Origin of the sequence: Streptomyces sp. NPDC002680 (assembly GCF_042889145.1) — a bacterium.
In the GTDB taxonomy this organism is placed as follows: domain Bacteria; phylum Actinomycetota; class Actinomycetes; order Streptomycetales; family Streptomycetaceae; genus Streptomyces; species Streptomyces adonidis.
This window is the reverse complement of sequence record NZ_JBIAQP010000005.1, coordinates 290,256-310,082: the sequence shown is the minus strand read 5'-3', so window position 1 is coordinate 310,082 and position 19,827 is coordinate 290,256. Positions and strand designations below refer to the sequence as shown.

Here is a 19,827-nt window from a genome sequence, read left to right as displayed (position 1 = left end):
CACTCAACGAACTACCTGTCCCATGGGGCACTCACCCCCGGTAAATCGCCTCGATCTCGTCCGCGAAGTCCTTCGCCACCACATTGCGCTTGAGCTTCAGTGACGGCGTCAGGTGGCCCGACTCCTCGGTGAACTGGGAGGCCAGAATGCGGAACTTCCGCACCGATTCCGCCTTCGACACCGCGGCGTTGCCGTCGTCGACCGCGCCCTGGATCGCCGCGAGCAGATCCGGGTCATGGGCGAGCGACGCCGTGGTGGAACCGGCCGGCTTGCCGTGCTCGGCGGCCCAACGGCCCAGAAACTCCTCGTCGATGGTGACCAGCGCGCCCACGAACGGCCGCCCGTCGCCCACCACCATGCACTCCCCGACCAGCGCGTGCGCGCGGATACGGTCCTCGATCACGGCCGGGGCGACGTTCTTGCCGCCCGCGGTGACGATGATCTCCTTCTTGCGGCCGGTGATCCGGAGGTAGCCGTCCTCGTCGAGGGTGCCGATGTCGCCGGTGTGGAACCAGCCGTCGGCCAGCGCCTCCTCCGTCGCGCCCGGGTTGTTCCAGTACTCCTTGAACAGGTGCTCGCCGTGCAGCAGCACCTCGCCGTCGTCGGCGATGCGCACGACCGAGCCGGGCAGCGGCTGGCCGACCGTGCCGATCTTCTGCCGGTCCCAGGGGTTGAACGCGGTGGCGGCACAGGACTCGGTGAGGCCGTAGCCCTCCAGGACCGTGAAGCCGATGCCCCGGAAGAAGTGCCCGAGCCGCTCACCGAGCGGGGCGCCGCCGGAGATGGCGAACTCTCCCTTGCCGCCGAGGACGTTGCGCAGCTTGCTGTAGACCAGCTTGTCGAAGGTCTTGTGCTTGATCTTCAGACCGAACGACGGGCCCGACGGGTCGTCCAGCGCCCGGCTGTACGCGATGGCCGTGTCGGCGGCCTTGTCGAAGATCTTGCCCTTGCCGTCCGCCTGCGCCTTGGCCCGCGCCGAGTTGTAGACCTTCTCGAAGACCCGCGGCACACCGAGGATCAACGTCGGCCGGAACGAGGCCAGTTCGTCGGTGAGGTTCTTGATGTCCGGGACCAGGCCCAGCTTGATCGGCGCCATCATCGGCGCGATCTGCACCAGCCGCCCGAAGACATGCGCGAGCGGCAGGAAGAGGAGGACGGAACACTCGCCGGTACGGAAGAGGGGCCGCAGCCGCTCGACGATGTTCCCGCACTCGGCGAAGAAGCTCCGGTGGGTGAGCACACAGCCCTTGGGCCGGCCGGTCGTACCGCTCGTGTACACGATGGTCGCCGGATCGTCGGCCTTCGCCTGCGAGCTGCGCTCCTCGACGGTCGCGTCGGAGACGTCCTTGCCGGCCCGCCCCAGCTCCTCCACCGCGCCCGCGTCGATCTGCCAGACGTGCTTCAGCGCGGGCAGCCGGTCGCGCACCGACTCGACGGAGGCCACGTGGCCGTCCAGCTCCACGACGATCGCGGTGGCCCCCGAGTCACTGAGGATCCACTGCACCTGCTCGGCGGAGCTGGTCTCGTACACCGGCACGGTCACCGCGCCCGCGCACCAGATCGCGAAGTCGAGCAGCGTCCACTCGTAGCGCGTACGGGACATCAGGGCGACCCGGTCGCCCGGCTCGATCCCGGAGGCGATGAGGCCCTTCGCGGCGGCGTGCACCTCGGCGAGGAAGGTCGTGGCCGTCACGTCCTGCCAGGCGCCGCCCACCTTGCGGGCGATGACGGCGACATCCGGATGCTGCGCGGCGTTTCGACGGACGATGTCGGTCAGATTTCCGTCCGCGGGGACCTCGTACAAAGCCGGAAGGCTGAACTCGCGCAAGACTGCTGCTCCTCATAGGGCGCCGGCGCCACGACGTTGTGCGATGCGACGGTGCGGTCCATGGCTCGGGCAAGTGCTCATGGACCTCGTAGTTGAAATCCTGAGCACGGACTGGACTGCCCGGACGTTACCCGTCGGTATGGCTGCTACGACAGGGGGGTCCGGCGAGATGTTCGCGGCGTCACACGGGTTGGTGTCTTTTACGCACAGTAGTGCACGGTTTTCTTGACTGACCAGTAACCGTCGGGGACCCCCCCTGTCCTGTTCACCCATGCCGCACACGCCTACCCTTGATCGCCATGGCACCCACACCGCAGGGCAACCTGAGGACGCGTATTCATGTGGTCAGCGACGTGCACGGCAACGTGCGGGACCTGGCCGCGGCCGGTGCGGGCGCGGACGCGCTGATCTGCCTGGGCGACCTGGTCCTCTTCCTCGACTACGCCGACCACTCGCGCGGCATCTTCCCCGACCTCTTCGGTGCCGAGAACGCGAGCCGCCTCGTGGAGCTGCGCACGGCCCGCCGCTTCGAGGAGGCGCGCGAACTGGGGGCCCGGCTGTGGGCGGGCGTCGGCACGGACCGGGCGACGGTCATCGAGAAGGCGGTCCGCAAGCAGTACGCCGAACTGTTCGCCGCGTTCCCGACACCGACGTACGCCACCTACGGCAACGTCGACATGCCGACACTCTGGCCGGAGTACGCCGGTCCGGGCACCCGAGTCCTGGACGGGGAGCGGGTGGAGATCGGGGGCCGGGTCTTCGGCTTCGTCGGCGGCGGGCTGCGCACCCCCATGCGCACGCCGTACGAGATCAGCGACGAGGAGTACGCGGCGAAGGTCGAGGCGCTCGGCGAGGTCGACGTGCTGTGCACGCACATCCCGCCGGAGGTGCCGGAGCTGGTGTACGACACGGTCGCGCGCCGCTTCGAACGCGGCAGCCGCGCTCTGCTGGACGCGATCCGGCGCACGCGCCCCCGGTACGCGCTGTTCGGTCATGTCCACCAGCCGTTGGCCCGGCGGATGCGGATCGGTGCCACCGAGTGCGTCAACGTGGGGCACTTCGCGGGGAGCGGGAAGCCGTGGGTGCTCGAATGGTGAGCCCGGTGAGTCCGGTGTGTGCGGGTGCGGATGACAGCGGGCCGGGCTGCGCGGGGTAGCCTTCACGCTGCACATACGTGCGCACCAAACCTCCCTCACCGGACCGCATCTGGAGGAGCCACAGCGATGGCTGAATTCACCAGTTCGAGCATCACGATCGAGGCGGCACCGAACGAGGTGATGGCGGTGATCGCCGACTTCGCCCGTTACCCGGACTGGACCGGCGAGGTGAAGGAGGCGGAGGTTCTGAAGACCGACGCCCAGGGGCGTGCCGAGCAGGTCCGGCTGGTCATGGACGCCGGGGCGATCAAGGACGACCAGACGCTCGGCTACACCTGGACCGGCGAGAACGAGGTCTCATGGACCCTCGTCAAGTCGCAGATGCTGCGGGCGCTGGACGGGTCGTACATCCTGAAGGCGGCGGGTGGCGGGGCGACGGAGGTCACCTACCAGCTGACGGTGGACGTCAAGATCCCGATGCTGGGGATGATCAAGCGCAAGGCGGAGAAGGTCATCATCGACCGGGCACTGGCGGGCTTGAAGAAGCGCGTGGAGGAGCCCAAGTAGTTTCCTCGCCCCCGCCGCCCCTACCCTTCCCATCCCTGGGGGCTGTGCCCCCAGACCCCCCTTTGTCCTCAAACGCCGGACGGGCTGGATATCCAGCCCGTCCGGCGTTTGAGGACGAGCGCGTTCAGCGCGATACGGGGGTTCGGGGGCGGAGCCCCCGAGGATGGGACGGGTAGGGGCGGCGGGGGCGAGATACCGTTCACCCCCATGCGCACCATCCTCCTTACCGGGCCAGGCGGCTCCGGCCGCACCACCCTCGCTGCGGCCACCGCACTGACCGCGGCGCGCGACGGCACCCCCACCCTCGTCCTCAGCACCGACCGCACCGACACCCTCGGCGCAGCCCTCGGCATCGAAACCGGCCCCAACCCCGTCTCCGTACCAGGCACCCCCCACCTCACCGCCTGGCGCCCCGACGCGGCCGACCGCTTCCGCGCCGACCTCACCGCCTTCCAGGAACGCGCCACGAACGTCCTCGACTTCCTCGGCGCCTCCCGGCTCGACCCCGAGGAACTCACCCCCCTCCCCGGCGCCGAGGAACTCGCCCTCCTGCGCGCCCTGCGCGACGCCGCGCTCTCCGAGGCGTACGGCCTCCTGGTCGTCGACCTCCCGCCCACCCCGCAGGCCCTCGCCCTCCTCGCGCTCCCCGACGAACTCCGCCGCTATCTGCGCCGCCTCCTCCCGGCCGAACGCCAGGCCGCCCGCGCCCTGCGCCCCGTACTCGGCCGCCTCGCCGGCGTCCCGATGCCCGCGGACTGGCTGTACGACGCCGCCGCCCGCTGGGACGTGGAACTGGCCGCCGTCACCGCGGTCGTCGAGGACCCGGGCACGGTCGTACGACTGGTCGCCGAACCCGGCCCGGCCGGCACCGACGCCGTACGCGCCGCCATCACCGGAGCCGCCCTGCGCGGCCTGCGCACGGACACGCTGATCGCCAACCGCGTCCTGCCGGAACCCTCCATCGACCCCTGGCTCGCCTCCATCACGGCCCAGCAGCGCAAGGCGTTGGAGGACTGGCCGCAGACGTACGCCCTCCCTCTCCACCAGGTCCCGCACCTCGGGCACGACCCACGCGGCACCGACGACCTCGCCGCACTCCGCGCACCCGCCGTCAACGCGGCCACCACCCCCATCGAGTGGCCCGTCACCGACCACCTCGCCGACGACGGCGTGCTCGTCTGGCACATCCCGCTGCCCGGCGCGATACGCGACGACCTCGACCTGGTCCGGCGCGGCGACGATCTCGTCCTCACCGTCGGCCCGTTCCGCCGTATCGTCCCGTTGCCCTCGGCGCTGCGCCGCTGCACGGTGGCCGGAGCCGCCCTGCGCGAGGGCGAGCTGAGGATCCGTTTCGCGCCGGACCCGGATCTGTGGCCGCAGACACGATGAACCGCCCGCACCCGTTCAGGTACCGTCAAAGAGACGAACCGTAGTCAGGAGTCCGCCATGAGCGAAGAGCGCCCCACACCCGACGCCGCTCAGGGGGACGCGGCCGACGAGGCACCGTACGAGACGCGCGCCACCGACGCCGACGCGTGGGCCAAGGCCTGTGCCGAGGACCTCGAAGCGGAGAAGGCCCGCCGCCGGGCCCGGTACGGCCCGCCCCCCGGCTCCGCCGCCGAGGAACTGCGCAAGCTGGTCGACGCCGTCTCGGACAAGCTGTCGTCCCTGCAGTCACCACTGCTCGGCGCGGTCGCCCAGGGCACCGCCCAGCAGGTGGTGCAGCAGGTCGTCCAGCAGGCCAAGGCCGCCGTGGAACCGGTGATCGAACGCAACCCGGACGTCTTCGACCACCTGGCCGCGGCGGGCAACGAACTGCTCGCCGCCTACCGCTCGGCCGTCGAGTCCCAGGAACGCCGCTGGACGTCCCGGGAGACCGACCGCGCGAAGAACTGGGGTGACGACCGGGGCGAGGGCACCGGGTCCGGCGAGCGCATCGACCTGGACTGACACCCCCCTCGACGGGTCAGGGGCTCGGGTACGGTGGGCCGTAGCGGGGCTCGACCGAAACTGAGGGATTCATGGGACTCACCATCGGCGTCGATATCGGCGGCACGAAGATCGCGGCCGGTGTGGTCGACGAGGAAGGCAACATCCTCTCGACCCACAAGGTGCCGACCCCGGGCACGCCCGAGGGCATCGTGGACGCCATCGCCGCCGCCGTCGAGGGCGCGCGCGCCGGGCACGAGATCGTGGGCGTCGGCATCGGCGCCGCCGGATACGTGAACCGCCAGCGCTCCACGGTCTACTTCGCGCCCAACATCGACTGGCGCCAGGAACCGCTGAAGGACAAGGTCGAGGCACGCGTGGGCCTGCCGGTCGTCGTCGAGAACGACGCGAACGCGGCGGCCTGGGGCGAGTACAAGTTCGGCGCGGGCAAGGGCCACCGCAACGTCATCTGCATCACCCTGGGCACCGGCCTCGGCGGCGGCATCATCATCGGCAACAAGCTGCGCCGCGGCCACTTCGGCGTGGCCGCCGAGTTCGGCCACATCCGCGTGGTCCCGGACGGCCTGCAGTGCGGCTGCGGCAGCCAGGGCTGCTGGGAGCAGTACGCGTCGGGGCGGGCCCTCGTGCGGTACGCGAAGCAGCGCGCCAACGCGACCCCCGAGAACGCCGAGGTGCTCCTCTCCCTCGGCGACGGCACCCCGGACGGCATCGAGGGCAAGCACATCTCGATGGCCGCGAGACAGGGCGACGCCGTCGCGGTCGACTCGTACCGCGAACTGGCCCGCTGGGCCGGCGCCGGCCTCGCCGACCTGGCCTCCCTCTTCGACCCCTCCGCCTTCATCGTCGGCGGCGGCCTCTCGGACGAGGGCGAACTGGTCCTCGACCCCATCCGCAAGTCCTACAAACGCTGGCTGGTAGGCGGCAACTGGCGCCCGGTGGCCGACGTCATCGCCGCCCAACTGGGCAACAAGGCAGGCATGGTGGGAGCAGCGGACCTGGCCCGCGAACCCGACCCGATCATGTAAACAGGCCCCATGGCTGTGGCTGCTCGCCGTTCCTTTGCAAGGGGACGGCGAGCGGTCTTGTTTTTAGGGGCGCGGGGCTGTATCTGATCTGCGGCTACCGCCGCGTGGGCGCGAGAAGCCCCACCGGCCGGCACACGGCCAACAACCGCACCCCTCACGGCGAGTTCCCGGTATTCCCCCCAATCGGCCTCCGTATCTTGACCACCATGGCGACAACCCCCCCGCTACCCAACCCCCGTACAAACCCCGACGGTTCCGCCGTCATCCGAGTCCTCAGCTACAACATCCGCTCCATGCGAGACGACACCACCGCCCTCGCCCGAGTCATCACCGCCTGCACCCCCGACCTCGTCCTCATCCAAGAAGCCCCCCGCTTCTTCCGCTGGCGCAAAAAACTGGCCCGCCTCGCATCCGCCTCCGGCCAGGTACTCCTCTCCGGCGGAGCCACCGCCGCCGGCCCCGCCCTCCTCTGCTCCCTGCGCGCGACAGTCGAACGCACCGAGGACGTCCTCCTCCCCCTCACCCCCGGCCAGCACCGCAGAGGCTTCGCCACGGCGGTCGTCCGCTTCGGGGGCGCCCGGCTCGGCGTACTGAGCTGTCACCTCAGCCTGCAGAAGGACGAGCGGTACGAGCAGTCGGGCATGCTCCTCGACCGGCTCGCCGCACTGGACGTACCGCACGCGGTCGCGGGCGGCGACCTCAACGAACGCCCCGCGGGCCGCAGCTTCCGGCGCCTGGCCACCGGCCTCCAGGACTGCTGGGCCACGGCACCCTGGGGCACGGAGTACACCTCGACCCCCACCGACCCGCACCAGCGCATCGACGCGATCCTGGCCACCCCAGGCATCGAGGTCCTGGGCTGCGGGGTGCCGACGGGCCTTCCAGGAGTGACGGAGACAGACTTGAGGGCGGCCACGGACCACTTGCCGGTCCTGGCCGCCCTCAGAATCCCGGCGTCCTGAAGCAGGTGGCCGGGGTCAGACCACAGCCCCCCGCCCCGGATCCTCCTCGTCGTCCTCGTCGCCCTTCATCCGCATCACCAGCGTCGCGAACCCGCCGAGGAACCCGCCGATGCCCAGTGTCGTCAGCCACCAGGTCATGTCCCAGCCCAGCAGGACGGCGAGCAGCAGCAGGAGCGGGCCGCCGAGCACCGCCAGCCAGGCGAACCGGGCGGTCGTGTCGGCGGCGGGCAGCGGAGGCGGCTCCGGCGGGACGAAGTGGCCCTCGTCGTCATCGTCGAAGTCGTCCTCGGTCGCGTCCGGCGCCGTGTAGTCGCGCGGGCCGCCCCCGCCGACGCCCGGGGCGAAGGCGACGGAGCTGCCCAGCGGCTTCGGGGGCTGCCCGTCGCCCTTGGCCACCTTGTCGGCGTTGCCCTTCGGGTCGGGGTCGCCGGCGTCACCGGTCTCGTCGTTCGTGTCCGGTTCGAGCAGCGCGAGATCCTCGACCGACTTGAACGGCTTGGCGCCGGGCGGGTCCGGCGGCTCGTCGCCGTACGCCTCGACGATCGCGGCCCACGCGGCCGCCTCGTCGAAGGGCACGCCCTTCTCCTCCGGCTCACGGTCGGAGTCGTGCTCAGCCACCCGTGGCCGTCCCTTCCTGCTGCCCCACTTGGTCTCCCTGCCGGCTCTGGTGCGGCACCTGTACGTCGCCCGAGTCCTCGCCCGAGTCCGTGGCCTCCTTGCCGGCCGCGGGTGCGAGCCGGAGGACGAACGCGTGGCTCTCCTCGAAGATCCGGTCCGCATCATGGTCCAACGTCGCGACGTGGTAGCTCTGTTCCAGCAGGATCTCCGTCACGTCCGTCGACGAAACGCGGCTGAGGATCCGGGCCGAGTCGGCCGGCGGCACCACATGGTCCTGCGGGCTGTGCAGAAGCAGCACCGGCTGCGTGACCTGCGGCAGTTCACCGTCGACCACCTGGTAGAACCGGCGCATCGAGTGCGCCGCGTGCAGGGGGACCCTGGGGTAACCGACCTCCTCGACGCCTTCCTTCTTTATGTCGCTGACGATGCCGGGCACCGAGGGCACGACATGACGCAGTACCGGAAGGGCGTACGCGGCAAGGCCGTGCACCTTGTTCGCCGGGTTGACGACCACGATGCCGCTGATCCGGTCGCCGTGCTGAGCGGCGAGCCGCAGCGTCAGCGCGCCGCCCATCGACAGACCGAAGACGAACACCTGTGTGCAGCGCGCCAGCAGAGCGCGCAGCTCGCGGTCCACTTCCGCGTACCAGTCCTGCCAGCCGGTGAGCTGCATGTCCTCCCAGCGCGTGCCGTGTCCGGGCAGCAGCGGCAGCGAGACGGTCAGTCCGCGCTCGGCGAGGTACTCCGCCCAGGGGCGCAGCGACTGCGGGGAACCGGTGAAACCGTGGCAGAGGAGGACTCCGACCTCACCGCCCTCATGGCGGTACGGCTCGGCTCCAGGAAGGACCGGCACCATCGGTCTCCTGTTCATGGAGTGGTGTGAGTACTTCACGGTACGCGACCCCACTGACACCGACCAGGGCCGTCGGGCTCATTGACAGTGCTGCGGGTTAAGGTCTGATCGACAGACACGGGAGGAACTCGGTTGTTGTACGGCGCGATGAAGGTTTCCGTCGGGGTGCCGCTGAAGCTTGCCTTCAGGCCCTGGGTGGAAGGCCTGGAGAACGTTCCGGCCGACGGCCCGGCGATCCTGGCGAGCAATCACCTGTCCTTCTCCGACTCGTTCTTCCTCCCCGCGGTCCTGGACCGCAAGGTCACCTTCATCGCGAAGGCCGAGTACTTCACGACGCCCGGCCTCAAGGGCCGGATGACCGCCGCCTTCTTCAAGGGCGTCGGCCAGCTCCCGGTCGACCGCTCCGGAGCGCGCGGCGCCGGCGAGGCCGCGATCAGGAGCGGTGTCGAGGTCATCGAGCGCGGTGAGCTGTTCGGTATCTACCCGGAGGGCACGCGCTCGCCCGACGGCCGCCTCTACCGGGGCAAGCCCGGCGGCCTCGCACGCGTGGCGCTCGCCACCGGGGCGCCGGTGATCCCGGTCGCGATGATCGACACCGAGAAGATCCAGCCGCCGGGCAAGGTGATGCCCAAGCTGATGCGCCCGGGCATCCGCATCGGCGAGCCGCTCGACTTCAGCCGGTACCACGGCATGGAACACGACCGCTTCGTGCTCCGCGCCGTGACCGACGAGGTCATGTACGAAATCATGAAGCTCTCCGGCCAGGAGTACGTCGACATCTACGCGTCGGCCGCCAAGCGCCGGATCGCGGACGCGGCGAAGGCCGAGAAGCAGGCGCAGAAGGCGCTGGAGAAGGAACGGTCGGCCGCCAAGTAAGCGGTACCAGGGGTCGGGGGTGGGGGGACATGGGCGTACGCGAGTTGGCCGTACGGGACAAGGGCGGGCGTCCGAAGGTGATGCGGATGTCGGTCGAGCAGCCGCTGTGGCGTGCGCTCACCGGCTACCGGATCATGACGATGCTGTACGCGATCGGGCTCTTCGCCAACTCGTACGAGGGGTTCGCCCGGCCCTGGGTGGCCGTCGCCTACTTCTCCGTGCTGTTCGTCTGGACCCTCGCGACCCTCCCCAAGGTGGCCAACGCGGCCAGCTGCACCAAGCGCTTCCTCACCGCCGACCTCACCGTCGCGCTCACCGGCATCCTCCTCACGCCCGTCGCCGACGCGCACGAGCGGGTCGCCTCGGGCGGTCCGACGATGCCGTCGATATGGACGGCCGGTTCCGTGCTGGCCTTCGCGATCAAGGGCGGCTGGCGCTGGGCGGCCTTCGCCTCGACGCTGGTCGCCGTCACGAACCTGGTCGAGCGCGGCACCCCGGCCCGCGACACCGTCCACAACGTGGTCCTGGTGTGGGTCGCCTCCATCGCCATCGGGTACGTCGTCGAGGTCGCCCGCGCCTCCGAGCGCACCCTCGCCCGCGCCCTGGAGATCGAGGCCGCGACCCGCGAACGCGAGCGCCTCGCCCGGGACATCCATGACAGCGTCCTCCAGGTGCTGGCGATGGTGCAGCGGCGCGGCGCCGTGCTCGGCGGCGAGGCCGGGGAACTGGGCCGGATGGCCGGCGAGCAGGAGGTCGCGCTGCGCGCCCTGGTCTCCGGCGGCCTCGTGTCGGGGCCAAGGACGCCGGACCACACGGGACTTGGGGCGCAAGGCACCCTCGTACACCCGGCGGGGGAGCCGGATTCCGACCCGGACTCGCCGGACCCGGTCGATCTGCGCACCCTGCTCGTCCCGTACGCCACCTCGACGGTCACCCTCTCCGAGCCGGGCGCCCCCGTGCCACTCGCCCGGGCCGCAGCCAAGGAACTGGCCGCGGCGGTCGGCGCCGCGCTGGACAACGTACGGAAGCACGCCGGGGAAGGTGCCCGGGCCTGGATCCTGGTCGAGGACGAGCCGGACTCGGTCGTCGTGACCGTGCGCGACGACGGGCCCGGCATTCCGGAGGGGCGGCTCGCGCAGGCCGAGGGCGAGGGACGGCTCGGCGTGGCCCAGTCGATCCGTGGCCGGCTGCGCGATCTCGGCGGCGGCGCCGAGCTGATCTCGGTGCCGGGGCAGGGCACCGAGGTCGAACTGACGGTACCGAAGGACACCAGGTCGGCACGGGGGAAGGCGGAGAAGCGATGACGGACACCGAGAACGTGAACGGGGAAGAGGCACAGCGGCGGCTCCGCGTGATGGTGGTGGACGACCACCCCATGTGGCGCGACGCGGTCGCCCGCGACCTCGCCGAGTCCGGGTTCGACGTGGTCGCCACGGCGGGCGACGGCGAACAGGCCGTACGCCGTGCCCGCGCCGTCGCACCGGACGTCCTCGTGCTCGACCTGAACCTGCCCGCCAAGCCCGGCGTCCAGGTCTGCAAGGAGCTGGTCGGGTCCAACCCCGCCCTGCGCGTCCTGGTCCTCTCGGCGAGCGGCGAGCACGCCGACGTACTGGAGGCCGTGAAGTCGGGCGCCACCGGCTATCTGCTGAAGTCGGCCTCGACCGAGGAACTGCTCGACGCGGTACGCCGTACGGCGGTCGGTGACCCCGTGTTCACCCCGGGGCTGGCCGGTCTGGTCCTCGGCGAGTACCGCCGACTGGCCTCCGAACCGGCCCCGGCCGCGGGCGCCGACGAGCCCAAGGCCCCGCAGCTCACCGACCGCGAGACGGAAGTACTGCGGCTGGTGGCCAAGGGCCTCAGCTACAAGCAGATCGCCGAACGCCTGGTCATCTCCCACCGCACGGTCCAGAACCACGTCCAGAACACCCTCGGCAAGCTGCAACTGCACAACCGGGTGGAACTGGTGCGCTACGCGATACAGCGCGGCCTCGACGACGAGTGACCGGGCGACGAGTGACTCTGCGTCGCGTGAGGAGCCTCGACGTGGCGTGAGACGCACGTCACACTGATCCTTCGTCGGACATCCGCGGCGAAGGGACTTTTTCCATGCGCGTCGGAGTACTGACCGGAGGCGGCGACTGCCCCGGGCTCAACGCCGTCATCCGGGCCATCGTCCGCAAGGGCGTACAGGAGTACGACTACGAGTTCGTCGGCTTCCGGGACGGCTGGCGAGGTCCACTGGAGGGCACCAGCGTCCGCCTCGACATCCCGGCCGTACGCGGCATCCTCCCGCGCGGCGGCACCATCCTCGGCTCCTCCCGCACCAACCCGCTGAAGCAGGAGAACGGCATCGCCCGTATCCGGGAGACCCTCGCCGCACAGCAGGTCGACGCGCTCATCGCGATCGGCGGCGAGGACACCCTCGGAGTCGCGGCCCGTCTCACCGACGAACACGGGATTCCGGTCGTCGGCGTACCGAAGACGATCGACAACGACCTGTCCGCCACCGACTACACCTTCGGCTTCGACACCGCGGTCGGCATCGCGACGGAGGCGATCGACCGGCTGCACACCACCGCCGAGTCGCACATGCGCGTCCTGGTCTGCGAGGTGATGGGCCGCCACGCGGGCTGGATAGCGATCCACTCCGGGCTCGCGGGCGGCGCCAACGTCATCCTCATCCCCGAACACCGTTTCGACGTCGACCAGGTCTGCGCCTGGGTGACCTCACGGTTCAAGGCCTCGTACGCCCCGATCGTGGTCGTCTCCGAGGGCGCGATGCCGAAGGACGGCGACATGGTCCTCAAGGACCAGTCCCTCGACCCGTTCGGACATGTCCGCCTCTCCGGCGTCGGCGAATGGCTGGCCAAGGAGATCGAGAAGCGCACGGGCAAGGAGGCGCGCACCACGGTCCTCGGCCACATCCAGCGCGGTGGCACCCCCAGCGCCTTCGACCGCTGGCTCGCCACCCGCTTCGGCCTGCACGCCATCGACGCGGTCCGCGACGGCGACTTCGGCAAGATGGTCGCGTTGCGCGGCACGGACATCGTCCGCGTTCCGATCGCGGAGGCGACGGCGAGGCTGAAGACGGTGGATCCGAAGCTGTACGAGGAGGTCGGTGTGTTCTTCGGCTGACGGCCCGGTGGGGGCTGGTCGCGCAGTTCCCCGCGCCCCTAAAAACTCCGGCCCTGCGGGCCTGGAAGGCACGGGGCGCAGCCCCGGCCTTTCAGGGGCGCGGGGAACTGCGCGACCAGCCCCCACCGGCCCGCGGCAAAAGAACTACCGCGCACGCAGGGACTGAACCCCCGCCACCAACTCCCGCACGACACTCGCCCCGTCCAGCGTCAGCACCGACTCCGGGTGGAACTGCACGCCGGCGAAACCGGGACCCCGTACCGCGTGCACCTCCCCACCCTCACCCCGGCTGACCTCAACCCCATGCGCCGCCAGCTCCGCCGCCGTCTCGTCGTCGCAGTGCGCCACGAAGCTGTTGTAGAAGCCGACCGTCTCCGTCCGCCCGAACAGATCGATCTCCGTCTGCGCGCCCTGGTACGGCACTTCCTTTCGTACGATCTCCAGCCCCAGCTCCACCGCGATCAGCTCGTGCCCGAGGCAGACACCGAGGACTCCGTGCCGATGATCGCGGAGCACCTCGGCGGTCAGTTCGCGCAGGAACCGCATCTTCGGGTCGGCCGGATCACCCGGATCACCGGGACCGGGCCCGAGCACCAACGGCCCCTCGTGCCGTACGACGGCCTCCCGCAGCCCCGGTTCGTCGTACCGCCGCACGGTCACGTCGAGGCCCGACGACCGCAGGACGTGCGCGAGCATCGCCGTGAAGGTGTCCTCGGCGTCGACGACCAGCGCGTGCCCGGTCAGCTCTTCCGTCCGCTCCTGCATCCGCAGCCAGAACGGCGCCAGCGAGGCCCGCCGCCCGTCCAGCGCCGCCCGCACCCGTGGATCGTCCGCGAGCCTCGGCCGTACGCCCGTCTCCCTGGGCCGCCCCGGTACGACGCCCAGCGCCGCCAGCACCCCGGCCGCCTTGGCGTGGGTCTCGGCGACCTCGCCCGCCGGGTCCGAGCCACGGACGAGCGTGGCGCCGACCGGCACCCGCAGCCGTCCGTCCGGCGCGATGTCGGCGGTCCGGATGAGGATCGGCGAGTCGAGGGTCTGGGCCCCGCCCGCGTCCCGCCCGACCAGCGCCAACGCGCCCGCGTAGTAACCGCGCCCACCGACCTCGTGCCGCTCGATCACCCGGCAGGCGTTCTGCACGGGCGACCCGGTGACGGTCGCTGCGAACATGGTCTCCTTCAGCACCTCGCGCACATCCAGCGAGGACCGGCCGCGCAACTCGTACTCCGTGTGCGCGAGATGGGCCATCTCCTTCAGCCGCGGCCCGACCACGACCCCGCCCATGTCACCGACGGTGCACATCATCTTGAGCTCCTCGTCGACGACCATCGACAGTTCCTCGATCTCCTTGCCGTCGGCGAGGAACGAGAGCAGATGCTCGGGGGTCGGCCCCTCGGCCGGATAGCGGTACGTCCCGCTGATCGGGTTCATGACCACCGTCCCGCCGGACATCCGCACGTGCACCTCGGGGCTGGCCCCGACCAGCGTCCGCTCCCCGGTGTGCACGACGAACGTCCAGTACGCGCCCCGCTCCCCGACCAGCAGCCGCCGGAACAGCGCGAGGGCGTCGGCGCGTCCGAACCCCGGGATCTCACCCTCGTACGTCCGGCGGATGACGAAGTTGGCCCCCTCGCCCCGCCCGATCTCCTCCCGCAGCACCTGCCCGACGATGTCGGCGTACTCCTCGTCCCTGACGTCGAACCCACCGCCCTCGACCCGCACGTCGTGCGCGGGGAGCTGCTCCAGCGCCTCCGCCAGCGGGAGTTCGTACGTCTCCTCGGGCGTGAGCACCGCGAGCGGAGTGCCGTCGTCGCGGACGTCGAAGCCGCGCTCGCGGATCTGGCGGTAGGGGATCAGGGCGAGGCCCTCGTCGGGGATGTCGGCGAGCCGGTCGTACGTGGTCACCGGGCCGAGCAGCAGTTCGACCACGTCGTGATCGTGGCCGGGGGTACGACGGCGGAGCAGGGCGAACGGGCGGGTGTCGTGCAGGAGCCGGTCGAGTCGCATGGTTCCTCGTTCCTCATCCATCGTCAGTCGAGTGAGAGGAACGGCCCGGTGCGGAAGTCCGCGGAAACACCGAAGGCCGCCCCTCGGGCGGCCTTCGCGAAGACTTGCGTACGCGCAGTCAGTGGGCCGCCGGGTGAGCGGTCCACCACCAGTTCTGGATCTGGGTCGGGTGCGCGAACATGCGACGGACCATACACCACGGGTGCCACACGAGGTGTGAACCGGCGCACGGACCGGCCATTCCGCCCACCGGACCCGAACGAGCGAACCCCGTCTCACTTGATGAGCAGGCGGATGGACGCCCGACATGACCCCGTAATGTTGGGGTCGTGACCGTGAACGCTAAGACCAGCGCGAGCGCTGGCAACACCTGGCGAGACCTGCCCGCGGCGCAGCAGCCCGAGTACCCCGACACCGAGGCTCTGCGCGCAGTCGTTGCGGAGCTGGAGTCGTATCCCCCGCTCGTTTTCGCGGGGGAGTGCGACCAGCTGCGCGCCCGGATGGCGGCCGTCGCCAAGGGAGAGGCGTTCCTGCTCCAGGGCGGCGACTGCGCCGAGTCCTTCGACGCCGTCGGCGCGGAGCACATCCGCGCCAAGCTGAAGACCCTCCTCCAGATGGGCGCCGTCCTCACGTACGCGGCCTCCGTGCCGGTCGTGAAGGTCGGCCGCATCGCCGGCCAGTACTCCAAGCCGCGCTCCAAGGGCACCGAGACCCGCGACGGCGTGACCCTGCCGACCTACCGCGGCGACTCGGTCAACGGCTTCGACTTCGACGAGGCGTCCCGGATCCCGGACCCCGAGCGCCTGAAGCGGATGTACAACGCCTCCGCCTCCACGCTCAACCTGGTCCGCGCCTTCACCACCGGCGGTTACGCCGACCTGCGCCAGGTGCACGCCTGGAACCAGGACTTCGTGAAGTCGTCCCCGTCCGGCCAGCGGTACGAGCAGCTGGCCCGCGAGATCGACAACGCGCTGAACTTCATGCGTGCCTGCGGGACGGACCCGGCCGAGTTCCAGACGGTCGAGTTCTACTCCTCGCACGAGGCGCTGCTCCTGGACTACGAGTCGGCGCTGACCCGCGTCGACTCCCGCACCGGACGGCTGTACGACGTCTCGGCGCACATGGTGTGGATCGGTGAGCGCACCAGGCAGCTGGACGGCGCGCACATCGAGTTCGCCTCCCAGGTCCGCAACCCGATCGGCATCAAGCTCGGCCCGACGACGACGGCCGAGGAGGCGCTCCAGTACATCGAGCGTCTCGACCCCGACCGTGAGCCGGGCCGGCTGACCTTCATCGTCCGTATGGGCGCCGACAAGGTCCGGGACAAGCTGCCCGAGCTGGTCGAGAAGGTCACGGCGTCGGGTGCGACGGTGGCCTGGGTGACCGACCCGATGCACGGCAACACCTTCGAGGCGGCCTCCGGTCACAAGACCCGCCGCTTCGACGACGTGCTCGACGAGGTGAAGGGCTTCTTCGAGGTCCACAAGGAGCTGGGCACGCACCCCGGCGGTATCCATGTGGAGCTGACGGGCGACGACGTCACCGAGTGCGTGGGCGGCGGCGACGAGATCTTCGTCGACGACCTCCACCACCGTTACGAGACGGCCTGCGACCCCCGTCTGAACCGCAGCCAGTCCCTTGACCTGGCGTTCCTGGTCGCGGAGATGTACCGCGACCAGTAGTAGATCAGCAGGCTTTTCGCCTGTTACAGGAGTGTGGCGTGGGGCGCGGATCACATACGATCCGCGCCCCACGCCACTTTTAAGCCTTCTGTGAGCCGGGTAAGGTTAGGTTAGCCTCACCGATCTTCGGGACGGCACGACCTTTGGATTCCCGTCGGGAGGTGGACCCGCGTGTACGTCTGCAACTGCTTCGGAGTGACCGAGGCGCAAGTGAAGAAGCACGCGGCGGACGGTGCCTGCACCCCCCGCCAGATCGCATCGGCCTGCAAGGCGGGCACGGACTGCGGCTCGTGCGTACGACGCATCCAGGCGCTGCTGGGCAGGGGCGCGTGCCCGACCCGTGGGCTCGTGGACGAGGGTCAGCCGGTCCTGGCCGAACAGCTGGACGAGGCCGCCTGAGCCCTGAGGCCCAGGGATCGGTTCTCAGCTCTCCGGCTGCTCGATCAGCTGCGCGATGTACAGCGCCTCACCGAGCTTCTCCACCAGTTCCAGCTGAGTGTCGAGATAGTCGATGTGGTGCTCCTCGTCGGCGAGGATCGACTCGAAGATGTTCGCCGACGTGATGTCGCCCTTGCCGCGCATGACCTCGATACCGCGCTTGAGGCGGTCGATCGCCTCGACCTCGACCTGCCGGTCGGCCTGGAACATCTCCGTGAGGGTCTGCCCCACCCGTACGTGGAAGAGCCGCTGGTAGTTCGGCAGGCCCTCCAGGAACAGGATCCGGTCGGTGAGCACCTCCGCGTGCTTCATCTCGTCGATCGACTCGTGCCGCGTGTACTTCGCGAGCTTCGTCCAGCCGAAGTTCTCCTGCATCTTCGCGTGCAGGAAGTACTGGTTGATCGCCGTGAGTTCAGCGGTCAGCTGCTCGTTGAGGAATTCGATGACCTCGGGGTCGCCCTGCATTGCAGAGGCTCCTTCCAAAGCGGGGGGAACTGGGGAGGTTGCCGCCGAATGATTGCACCGCCGCCGAATGATTGCACCGCCGCCGAAGATCGTCCAGTAAGTGCGTACTTAGTAAGTTAGGGCATGCTTAGTCCAAGTTATCCGGACTTGTTGGAATCCGTGCATGTCTGGACAGGCCTGGTCATGCGCACTCTGCCTGGTCTGTCAGGATGGAGTCATGGGTCAGCCGGTGGAACGTGAATCGGGAGAGCGCGATTCAGGGGGTGCGGCGCAGCCCGAATTGCCGCCGGGGCAGCGAGTGCAACGCGGCTGGCCGGTCACCCATTACGGCCCGGTACCCAAATTCCGCCCCGAGCGCTGGGAGTTCAGGGTCTTCGGCGCCACCGCCGACGGCGAGAAGCACTGCTGGAACCACGAGGAGTTCACGGCTCTGCCGTACAACTCCGTCGTGGCCGATCTGCACTGCGTCACGAAGTTCAGCATGCTCGGCGCCGAGTGGGGCGGAATTCCGGCCCGGACGATTCTCGAGGCCGCGCCGCCGGCGCCCGAGGTCACACACGTCATGGTCTGGGCCGAGTACGGCTTCAGTTCGAACCTCCGGCTGGCCGATTTCGCGTCCGACGGCACGATCTTCGCCACCCACAAGGACGGCGAACTCCTCACCGCGGAACACGGCTTCCCGCTCCGCCTGGTGGTGCCCCATCTGTACGCCTGGAAGGGCCCCAAGTGGGTGCGCGGGGTCGAGTACATGACCGCCGACCGCCGCGGCTTCTGGGAGGAGCGCGGCTATCACAACGTCGGCGACCCGTGGCGCGAGCAGCGCTACTCGTACCAGGAGGAGCCGGGGGACGGCCCCGAGCTCTGAGGTCAGTGGTGGTACTGGTGCACCACCGCGTGGCCCTTGCCCCGGCCGATCGTCCACTTGTTGACCGGCGTGGTGATCACGAAGGCGACCGCCAGTGAGATCGCCAGCGCGCCCCAGAACAGCAGATCGTCCAGCTGGGCGTCCATCGCGCCGGGCCACAGTGTGATCACGCCGTTGTCGACCAGCTCCATCACGGCGATGGAGAGGGTGTCGGCGGCGAGCGCGACCCGGACGGCCGTACGGAATCCGACGCCCGCCTTCAGGACGCCGCGCAGGGTGAGCGCGTACCCGAAGAAGAAGGCGAGGACGATCGCCAGGATCAGTGTCGGTACGTTGCCCCAGCCGAAGGCCGTGCCGATGATCATGCCGAGCACCTCGCCGATGGCGCAGCCGGTGAGGCAGTGCAGGGTGGCCTGGACGGCCACGGACCAGGTAGCTGCGGGTGCGTGGTGGTGTTCGTGCTGGTGGTGTGCGTGTGTCTCGTGCTCCATGGGAACCCCCGGGTGTCACGGTCTCACGGTGTCGTGGGCCTCGTTCTCACCCACCAACCGTATACCCCCTAGGGGTATTCCCGGAGCTTCTTCAGTCGCTCCACGTCCGCCGCGTGCCCCTCTTTCCCGCCGGGCGTCTCGATGATCAGCGGTACGCCCTCGGTCGCGGGGTGGGTCATCAGCGCGCGGAACGGGTCCTCGCCGATGTGACCGGCGCCGATGTTCTCGTGCCGGTCCTTGTGGGCGCCGACGACGTCCTTGGAGTCGTTGGCGTGGATCAGCTTCAGCCGCCCCTCGCCGACCGTGTCCACGAGCAGGTCGAGGGTCTGGTGCATCCCGCTGGGCCCGGTCAGATCGTGCCCGGCCGCGAAGATGTGGCAGGTGTCGAGGCAGACGCCGAGCTTCGGATGGGCGTCGAGCGCCTCGAAGTACGGCCCGAAGTCCCAGGTGCGCGAGCAGAGGGAGGAGCCCTGCCCGGCGGTCGACTCCAGGAGGAGGAACGGGTCGTCGTCATGGGTCAGCTCGTCGAGCAGCGGCAGCAGATGCTCCCGGACCTGCTGGAGGGCCACGGACCGCTCCCGTCCGCCCGTCGCGCTCCCGGTGTGCACCACCACGCCCAGCGCGCCGATCTCCCGCCCGCGCCGCAGCGAGTGCCGCAGCGACTCCACGGACCGCTCGACGGTCGCCTCGGTGTGCGAGCCGAAGTTGATCAGGTACGGGGCATGGACGTACGCCGGGATCGAGGCCTCGGCGCAGGCCGCGCGGAACTCCTCGTCCTGGCGTGGACTGCCGACGGGCGTCGCCCAGCCGCGCGGGTTGGCGACGAAGACCTGGACGGTCTCGGCCAGGAGGTCGCGGGCGTAGGACAGGCCGACGGAGTGGAGACCGCCGGCCACGGGAACATGGCCGCCGACGGGGTTGCGGAGCTGCTTGCTGGTCACCCTGTCAGGGTGTCACGCGACGCGGCGCCT

General features: G+C 70.0%; 21 protein-coding genes. 13 read left to right on the top strand and 8 right to left on the bottom strand.

What is annotated here, in order from left to right:
* Window positions 1–31: 31 nt before the first annotated feature.
* Window positions 32–1,828, bottom strand: a complete 1,797-nt coding sequence (locus ACFYXF_RS16145; protein ID WP_389350189.1) for an AMP-dependent synthetase/ligase — start codon at window positions 1,826–1,828, stop codon at window positions 32–34.
* Window positions 1,829–2,169: 341 nt separating this feature from the next.
* Here ACFYXF_RS16145 and ACFYXF_RS16140 point away from each other — a divergent pair, with 341 nt between their 5' ends.
* The 6 genes from ACFYXF_RS16140 (at window position 2,170) to ACFYXF_RS16115 (ending at window position 7,429) form a co-directional block, all read left to right on the top strand.
* Complete coding sequence (locus tag ACFYXF_RS16140) at window positions 2,170–2,925, top strand: metallophosphoesterase (protein ID WP_389350365.1); 756 nt, start codon at window positions 2,170–2,172, stop codon at window positions 2,923–2,925.
* Window positions 2,926–3,051: 126 nt separating this feature from the next.
* Window positions 3,052–3,492 carry an SRPBCC family protein gene (locus tag ACFYXF_RS16135; RefSeq protein ID WP_389350188.1) on the top strand — a complete coding sequence of 147 codons (441 nt, stop codon included), beginning with the start codon at window positions 3,052–3,054 and terminating at the stop codon, window positions 3,490–3,492.
* 207 nt (window positions 3,493–3,699) lie between these two features.
* On the top strand, window positions 3,700–4,881 hold the full coding sequence (locus tag ACFYXF_RS16130; RefSeq protein WP_389350187.1) for an ArsA family ATPase: 1,182 nt from the start codon (window positions 3,700–3,702) through the stop codon (window positions 4,879–4,881).
* Window positions 4,882–4,938: 57 nt separating this feature from the next.
* Window positions 4,939–5,442, top strand: coding sequence for a DUF5304 domain-containing protein (locus ACFYXF_RS16125; RefSeq protein WP_389350186.1), 504 nt, complete (start codon window positions 4,939–4,941; stop codon window positions 5,440–5,442).
* Window positions 5,443–5,513: 71 nt separating this feature from the next.
* Window positions 5,514–6,467, top strand: coding sequence for an ROK family glucokinase (locus tag ACFYXF_RS16120; RefSeq protein ID WP_369035362.1), 954 nt, complete (start codon window positions 5,514–5,516; stop codon window positions 6,465–6,467).
* A gap of 206 nt (window positions 6,468–6,673) precedes the next feature.
* On the top strand, window positions 6,674–7,429 hold the full coding sequence (locus ACFYXF_RS16115) for an endonuclease/exonuclease/phosphatase family protein (RefSeq protein WP_389350185.1): 756 nt from the start codon (window positions 6,674–6,676) through the stop codon (window positions 7,427–7,429).
* A 15-nt stretch (window positions 7,430–7,444) separates the two neighbouring features.
* Here ACFYXF_RS16115 and ACFYXF_RS16110 read toward each other — a convergent pair whose 3' ends face one another.
* Entirely contained in the window at window positions 7,445–8,047 is a 603-nt protein-coding gene (locus ACFYXF_RS16110) for a hypothetical protein (RefSeq protein WP_389350184.1), read from the bottom strand.
* A complete protein-coding gene (locus ACFYXF_RS16105; RefSeq protein WP_389350364.1) occupies window positions 8,040–8,900 on the bottom strand; it encodes an alpha/beta hydrolase in 861 nt (286 codons plus the stop codon). Before ACFYXF_RS16105 ends, ACFYXF_RS16110 begins: the two co-directional genes overlap by 8 nt.
* Before the next feature lie 147 nt (window positions 8,901–9,047).
* Between ACFYXF_RS16105 and ACFYXF_RS16100 the strand changes: the two genes are divergently transcribed.
* The 4 genes from ACFYXF_RS16100 (at window position 9,048) to ACFYXF_RS16085 (ending at window position 12,911) form a co-directional block, all read left to right on the top strand.
* Window positions 9,048–9,776 (top strand): lysophospholipid acyltransferase family protein, encoded by a 729-nt coding sequence (locus ACFYXF_RS16100; RefSeq protein WP_389350183.1) that lies wholly within the window; start codon window positions 9,048–9,050, stop codon window positions 9,774–9,776.
* A 29-nt stretch (window positions 9,777–9,805) separates the two neighbouring features.
* Complete coding sequence (gene macS, locus ACFYXF_RS16095) at window positions 9,806–11,080, top strand: MacS family sensor histidine kinase (RefSeq protein WP_389350182.1); 1,275 nt, start codon at window positions 9,806–9,808, stop codon at window positions 11,078–11,080.
* Entirely contained in the window at window positions 11,077–11,778 is a 702-nt protein-coding gene (locus tag ACFYXF_RS16090) for a response regulator (protein WP_389350181.1), read from the top strand. Before macS ends, ACFYXF_RS16090 begins: the two co-directional genes overlap by 4 nt.
* Before the next feature lie 104 nt (window positions 11,779–11,882).
* A complete protein-coding gene (locus ACFYXF_RS16085) occupies window positions 11,883–12,911 on the top strand; it encodes a 6-phosphofructokinase (protein WP_389350180.1) in 1,029 nt (342 codons plus the stop codon).
* Window positions 12,912–13,055: 144 nt separating this feature from the next.
* Here ACFYXF_RS16085 and ACFYXF_RS16080 read toward each other — a convergent pair whose 3' ends face one another.
* The gene (locus tag ACFYXF_RS16080; RefSeq protein WP_389350179.1) at window positions 13,056–14,915 is read right to left on the bottom strand and encodes an anthranilate synthase family protein; all 1,860 of its coding nucleotides are present in this window, start codon (window positions 14,913–14,915) and stop codon (window positions 13,056–13,058) included.
* Window positions 14,916–15,033: 118 nt separating this feature from the next.
* Window positions 15,034–15,096: a trp operon leader peptide gene (locus ACFYXF_RS16075; RefSeq protein WP_389350362.1), complete on the bottom strand. Its 63-nt coding sequence runs from the start codon at window positions 15,094–15,096 to the stop codon at window positions 15,034–15,036.
* A 148-nt stretch (window positions 15,097–15,244) separates the two neighbouring features.
* Between ACFYXF_RS16075 and ACFYXF_RS16070 the strand changes: the two genes are divergently transcribed.
* Window positions 15,245–16,597, top strand: a complete 1,353-nt coding sequence (locus ACFYXF_RS16070; RefSeq protein WP_330291667.1) for a class II 3-deoxy-7-phosphoheptulonate synthase — start codon at window positions 15,245–15,247, stop codon at window positions 16,595–16,597.
* Between the two features lie 171 nt (window positions 16,598–16,768).
* The gene (locus tag ACFYXF_RS16065; protein ID WP_389350178.1) at window positions 16,769–16,996 is read left to right on the top strand and encodes a bacterioferritin-associated ferredoxin; all 228 of its coding nucleotides are present in this window, start codon (window positions 16,769–16,771) and stop codon (window positions 16,994–16,996) included.
* Between the two features lie 24 nt (window positions 16,997–17,020).
* On the opposite strand, the gene bfr is transcribed toward ACFYXF_RS16065, so the two are convergent.
* On the bottom strand, window positions 17,021–17,500 hold the full coding sequence (bfr, locus tag ACFYXF_RS16060; RefSeq protein WP_369035373.1) for a bacterioferritin: 480 nt from the start codon (window positions 17,498–17,500) through the stop codon (window positions 17,021–17,023).
* 217 nt (window positions 17,501–17,717) lie between these two features.
* Between bfr and ACFYXF_RS16055 the strand changes: the two genes are divergently transcribed.
* A complete protein-coding gene (locus ACFYXF_RS16055; protein WP_389350176.1) occupies window positions 17,718–18,365 on the top strand; it encodes a sulfite oxidase-like oxidoreductase in 648 nt (215 codons plus the stop codon).
* 2 nt (window positions 18,366–18,367) lie between these two features.
* On the opposite strand, the gene ACFYXF_RS16050 is transcribed toward ACFYXF_RS16055, so the two are convergent.
* Together ACFYXF_RS16050 and ACFYXF_RS16045 are read right to left on the bottom strand one after the other, a co-directional pair.
* Entirely contained in the window at window positions 18,368–18,856 is a 489-nt protein-coding gene (locus tag ACFYXF_RS16050) for a DUF4396 domain-containing protein (RefSeq protein ID WP_389350175.1), read from the bottom strand.
* A 68-nt stretch (window positions 18,857–18,924) separates the two neighbouring features.
* Window positions 18,925–19,797 (bottom strand): deoxyribonuclease IV, encoded by an 873-nt coding sequence (locus ACFYXF_RS16045; RefSeq protein WP_389350174.1) that lies wholly within the window; start codon window positions 19,795–19,797, stop codon window positions 18,925–18,927.
* Window positions 19,798–19,827 lie beyond the last annotated feature (30 nt).